This window comes from Brevundimonas sp. (assembly GCF_032017145.1).
In the GTDB taxonomy this organism is placed as follows: Bacteria; Pseudomonadota; Alphaproteobacteria; order Caulobacterales; family Caulobacteraceae; genus Brevundimonas.
Genome location: NZ_DALZQC010000154.1, coordinates 1 through 5,310, shown reverse-complemented (window position 1 = coordinate 5,310; position 5,310 = coordinate 1). Strand labels below are relative to the sequence as shown.

General features: G+C 67.1%; 7 protein-coding genes. 4 read left to right on the top strand and 3 right to left on the bottom strand.

Annotated features, from left to right (window positions below):
* The 4 genes from RTU05_RS16790 to gyrB form a co-directional block, all read left to right on the top strand.
* A partial coding sequence (locus tag RTU05_RS16790; RefSeq protein ID WP_312599460.1) for a DNA replication and repair protein RecF occupies window positions 1-867 on the top strand: 867 nt, incomplete at its 5' end.
* 45 nt (window positions 868-912) lie between these two features.
* Window positions 913-1,152, top strand: coding sequence for a type II toxin-antitoxin system ParD family antitoxin (locus RTU05_RS16785; RefSeq protein ID WP_312599459.1), 240 nt, complete (start codon window positions 913-915; stop codon window positions 1,150-1,152).
* Entirely contained in the window at window positions 1,149-1,490 is a 342-nt protein-coding gene (locus RTU05_RS16780) for a type II toxin-antitoxin system RelE/ParE family toxin (RefSeq protein WP_312599458.1), read from the top strand. Before RTU05_RS16785 ends, RTU05_RS16780 begins: the two co-directional genes overlap by 4 nt.
* Before the next feature lie 133 nt (window positions 1,491-1,623).
* A complete protein-coding gene (gyrB, locus tag RTU05_RS16775) occupies window positions 1,624-4,050 on the top strand; it encodes a DNA topoisomerase (ATP-hydrolyzing) subunit B (RefSeq protein ID WP_312599457.1) in 2,427 nt (808 codons plus the stop codon).
* A gap of 33 nt (window positions 4,051-4,083) precedes the next feature.
* Here gyrB and RTU05_RS16770 read toward each other — a convergent pair whose 3' ends face one another.
* The 3 genes from RTU05_RS16770 to RTU05_RS16760 form a co-directional block, all read right to left on the bottom strand.
* Window positions 4,084-4,539 carry a hypothetical protein gene (locus RTU05_RS16770; protein WP_312599456.1) on the bottom strand — a complete coding sequence of 152 codons (456 nt, stop codon included), beginning with the start codon at window positions 4,537-4,539 and terminating at the stop codon, window positions 4,084-4,086.
* A gap of 87 nt (window positions 4,540-4,626) precedes the next feature.
* Complete coding sequence (locus tag RTU05_RS16765) at window positions 4,627-5,016, bottom strand: DUF6491 family protein (protein WP_312599455.1); 390 nt, start codon at window positions 5,014-5,016, stop codon at window positions 4,627-4,629.
* A 27-nt stretch (window positions 5,017-5,043) separates the two neighbouring features.
* Window positions 5,044-5,310 (bottom strand): FAD-dependent oxidoreductase (locus RTU05_RS16760; protein ID WP_409411645.1); only part of this gene is annotated, 267 nt, incomplete at its 5' end.

Below are 5,310 nucleotides of genomic sequence, written 5' to 3'. Positions count from 1 at the left end.
ACCGGGGTCCAGGCGGCGGGCGCGGCGCGGCGCATCGTGCGGATCGACGGCGAGACGGCCCAGCCGGGGCGGCTGCTCGACTATCTGCGGCCCGTCTGGGCGACGCCCGAGCAGGATCGGATGTTCTCGGACGCGCGGGCCGAACGGTTGAAGTTCTTCGACCGGCTGGTCTTCGCCGCCGATCCCGACCACGCCGCCAGCGTCTCCGCCTATGACAAGGCGCTGCGCGAGCGGCTGCGACTGCTGAACGACGTTGCGGACGGACGTGAGGCCGATCCCGTCTGGCTGGACGCGCTGGAGGTCCGGCTGGGGATCGCCGGGGCGCGGGCGGCGCTGGCCCGCGTCGCGGCCCTGCACGCCCTCCAGGCCGCCATCGACGCCCGAGGCGACCGGCCCTTCCCCCAGGCCGACCTGGGCTTGGACGGTCCCGCCGAACAGATGGCCGAGGCAGGGGCGCAGGAAGATGAAATCGCCACCTCGATCCGCGAAGGGCTGGCCAAGGCGCGCGCGCGAGACGGCGCGGCCGGCCGATCCCTGTTCGGGCCGCACCGCACCGATCTGATCGCCATTCACCGCGAGAAGAACCGCCCCGCCGCCGAGGGGTCGTCGGGCGAGCAGAAGGCCCTGGTCCTGAACCTGATCCTGGCCCAGATCGCACGCCTGTCCGATCAGTCGGCTCGCCCGATCCTGCTGCTGGACGAAGCCCCCGCCCATCTGGACGAAACCCGCCGCGCCGCCCTGTTCGACGAGATCGTCGCCCTCGATCTCCAGGCCTTCATGACCGGCACCGAACGCGATCTGTTCGCTGGTCTGGAAGGTCGCGCGCAGTTCGTACGTGTCACAGGCGGTGCGCTAGAAACCGACTAGTTTGCCATTTTTTGCCATTGGGGTATCGTTCGCCGCATGGCCACAATGAACATCTCACTGCCGGACGCGCTCAAGACCTTCATTGACGATCAGGTCAGCGACCAAGGCTTCGGCACCAGCAGCGAATACATCCGCGCCCTTGTCCGTCAGGACCAACAAAAGAAGCGCATCCGCGACATGTTGCTGGAGTGGCGTAACTCCGGCCCCGGCGTTCTGGTTGATGACGCCTATTGGGAGCGCCAGCGCGAACGCATACGCCCATCCGAGCACAAGACATCGGCGTGACCGGCAAGGCGATCCGGCTACGACCAGCTGCGATCGGCGATCATGACGGCGTCGTGGACTATGACCTCGAACAGTCACGCGCCAAGCTGGCGACAAGATTTTCCGCTGCGCTGAAAAGCGCTTTCGAGCGAATTGGCCGCAATCCGGGCATGGGCTCCCGTCTGGTTGGAGATTATTGCGGCCTGCCGGGTCTGCGGACCTGGCCGATCCCGGACTTTCCCTATCTGGTCTGCTATTTCGATATGCCGGACTACATAGATGTATGGCGTATTCTGCACGGTGCGCGCGACCTCGACGCCGTGCTGGCGGATCGTCCAGGGGACGCGGACCAAGAGTAGTCTTTCCCTCGCTTTTTCGCCGAAATTTCCTATATGTTGCGGGCTTCGGCGCGGTGCGATCCCGCCGTCGATTCGAACGCCGGGCACGGCGTTTTCTCCCCGTCCCGGTCGGGACTTCAGAGCCAACGATTTCATGACCGATCCGATTGCCGACCTGCCCGAATACGGCGCCGATTCCATCAAGGTTCTCAAAGGCCTGGACGCGGTGCGCAAACGGCCGGGCATGTATATCGGCGACACCGACGACGGCTCTGGCCTGCACCACATGGTCTATGAGGTGGTGGACAACGCCATCGACGAGGCCCTGGCCGGACACGCCGATCTGGTTCAGGTCATTCTGAACGCCGACGGATCGGTGACCGTGACCGACAACGGGCGCGGCATCCCCACCGACATCCACGCCGAGGAAGGCGTGTCGGCGGCCGAGGTCATCATGACCCAGTTGCATGCGGGCGGTAAGTTCGATCAGAACTCCTACAAGGTGTCGGGCGGTCTGCACGGCGTGGGCGTGTCGGTGGTCAACGCCCTGTCCGACTGGCTGCAGCTCAAGATTTTCCGCGACGGCAAGCAGCACGAAATGCGCTTCGAACGCGGCGACACGGTCAAGTCGCTGGAAGTCACCGGCGTCGCCCCCATCCGCGAGGACACCGGCAAGCCGCTGAGCGGCACCGAAGTCACCTTCTATCCGTCCGTCACCACCTTCAGCCATATCGACTTCGACTTGAAGACGCTGGAACACCGGCTGCGCGAACTGGCCTTCCTGAACTCGGGCGTGGTCATCCGCCTGGCCGACATGCGCCATGCCGAACCCATCGAAATGACGCTGCACTACGAGGGCGGGGTAGAAGCCTTCGTGCGTCACCTCGACAAGTCCAAAACCCCGATCCTGAAGGACGTCATCGTCATTCGCGGCAAGAAGGACGGGATCGAGCTGGACCTGGCCCTGTGGTGGAACGACAGCTACCACGAGACCATGCTGTGCTTCACCAACAACATCCCGCAACGGGATGGGGGCACCCATCTGTCGGCCTTCCGCGCCAGCCTGACGCGCGTCATGGGCGGCTACATCGAAAGCTCCGGCCTGGCCAAGAAGGAGAAGGTCGCCCCCACCGGCGAAGACGCCCGCGAAGGCTTGACCTGCGTCCTGTCGGTCAAGGTGCCGGACCCCAAGTTCAGTTCCCAGACCAAGGACAAGCTGGTCTCGTCCGAAGTGCGCCCGGCGGTCGAGAACCTGTGCTCGGAAGGTCTGGCCACCTGGTTCGAGGAACACCCGGTCGAGGCCAAGATGATCGTCTCCAAGATCATCGAGGCCGCGTCGGCGCGTGAAGCCGCCCGCAAGGCGCGCGACCTGACGCGGCGCAAGTCGGCGCTGGAGATCAGCAGTCTGCCGGGCAAGCTGGCCGACTGTCAGGAACGCGATCCCGCCAAGTCCGAACTGTTCATCGTCGAGGGCGATTCCGCCGGCGGCTCGGCCAAACAGGCGCGCAACCGCGAGAACCAGGCCGTCCTGCCCCTGCGCGGCAAGATCCTGAACGTCGAGCGCGCGCGTTTCGACCGGATGCTGTCGTCGGACCTGATCGGCACCCTGATCCTGGCGCTGGGCACCGGCATCGGCCGCGACGACTTCAACGCCGACAAGCTGCGCTATCACAAGATCATTCTGATGGCGGACGCCGACGTCGACGGCGCCCACATCCGCACCCTGCTGCTGACCTTCTTCTATCGCCAGATGCCCGAACTGATCGAGCGAGGGCACGTCTATATCGCCCAGCCGCCGCTCTATAAGGTCTCCAAGGGCAAGCAGTCGCGCTACCTCAAGGATCAGGCCGACATGGACGCCTATCTGATCGAGGAAGGCTCGTCCGAGGCCGAACTGGACCTGTCCACCGGCGAGCGCCGCATGGGTCTGGACCTGCAATCCCTGGTACGCGAGGCCAAGGCGTTCAAGGCCGGGGTCGACCGCCTCAGCCAGCGCGCCCCCGCCTTCGCCATCGAACAGGCGGCCCTGGCCGGTCTGTTCGCCGACGACGCCGACATGGCTGGCGCCTCGGCCGCTGCGGCCGCGCGCCTGAACCTGTACGCCGAAGAGGGCGACGGGGAATGGACGGGCGCGCCGGGCGAACAGGGCGCCGTGGTCTTCACCCGCACCCGTCGCGCGGTGCAGGAGACCATCGTTCTGGAGGAAACCCTGGTCCGTTCGCTGGATGCGCGCCGTCTGGCCGAACGCGCCGCCGCCTTCGACGGCGTCTTCTCGGCCCCCGCCGTCTATCGCCGCAAGGACAAGTCCACCGACATCCGCGGCCCGCTGGACCTGCTGAACGCCGTGCTGGACGCCGGCAAGAAGGGGCTGTCAATCCAGCGCTACAAGGGTCTGGGCGAGATGAACCCCGAGCAGCTGTGGGAGACGACGCTGGACGTCAACGCCCGCACCCTGCTGCAGGTGTCCGTCGAGCACGAGGAAGACGCCAACGACCTGTTCGCCAAGCTGATGGGCGACGTCGTCGAACCCCGCCGCGAGTTCATCCAGGAAAACGCCCTGGACGCCGCCGTCGACGTCTGACGTCGAAAGCGGCGGCGCCGAAACAGATGCGGCCTATTGGCCGCGTCCGGCGGCGATGAAGGCGGCGATGGTGGGGAAGCGGGCGGCTTGCGGCCGCATCTCCTCGCAGGCGAAGGACTTGATGGCGCCGTAGATGCCGCCGGCCGGGGTCGCCTCCCACGGCGTGTCCTCCGAATAGCGGTCGGTCTCGGCCCCGTCCTTGCCATAGGTCACGGTCGCGCCTGAGCGCGACTGGCCGTCCGAGCAGCGCACCATCACCTCCTCGGTCTCATGACTGAGATCCGTCGCCTCGCCGCGTGCATGGACCCGCGCCATCTTGGTGGTGACCACGCCGTCGACCGGCGTCAGGGCGTCGATGTCCACCAGATAGACGACGGCGTCGCTTCGCGAGAAGGCCGCCCAGTTTTCCGCCGCCGCCGGCGACGCCAGGCCGAACAGCCCCAGTCCGACCGCCGACACGGCGGCGGTGATGTTTATCGCCTTGATCATCCTCTTCCCTCCCCAGGCAAGGCGATCATTTCATACCTGGACGCGGCGAATTTCAATCGACGTCGCGCGGGTTTTCGGCAGGCCGGATCAGGGGCGGTCGCGCGACGGCAGGGCGGCGATCTGATCGGCCGTCAGCTGGCGAAGGACGCGCACACGGCACGGTTCAGGCCCCGTCGTCGGGCTTCGCAACCGGGCCTGGTCGCCGACGCACAGGCGGCTGGTTCCGCCCAGCGGCTCCAGGGCGATGGACACGGCCTGGGGCAGGTCGCGGCACACGGTGGCGTCGATCTGGAACACCTCCGTCGCCGAGGTGCGGACATACAGGGTCTGTTCGTTGGGCGCGGTGAAGTTCCGCACCAGATTGGGCCGGAAACAGGGATTGGCGGCGGTGCGCGTGGCGGACGGCGACAGGCCGGATCCGGCCGGGGCGCAGGCGGCCAGCGTCAGAACGGCGGCAGAGGCGAGGACAAGGCGCATCGTGGTGTTCTCCTGACAGCCCCCGTCTCAACCCTCTCGCCGGGGGACGTCGGGCGCAAGCGAATTCGTCTGCACGGCAGGACGGCGGGGCGAGACCCGCTCGGCCAGGTCGCGCGGCAGGGGCGACGGCCGGTTCAGGATCGCCGCCGCCACATGCTCTCCCAACAGGGGCGCGACGCAGAAGCCGCGCGACCCCAGGCCGCCCAGACTATAAAGGCCGTCGGCCAGGGCGCCGGCCAGGGGCAGTCGGTCCGGCGTTGTGGCCCGGACGGCGGCCCGGCTGCGCGCCCCGTC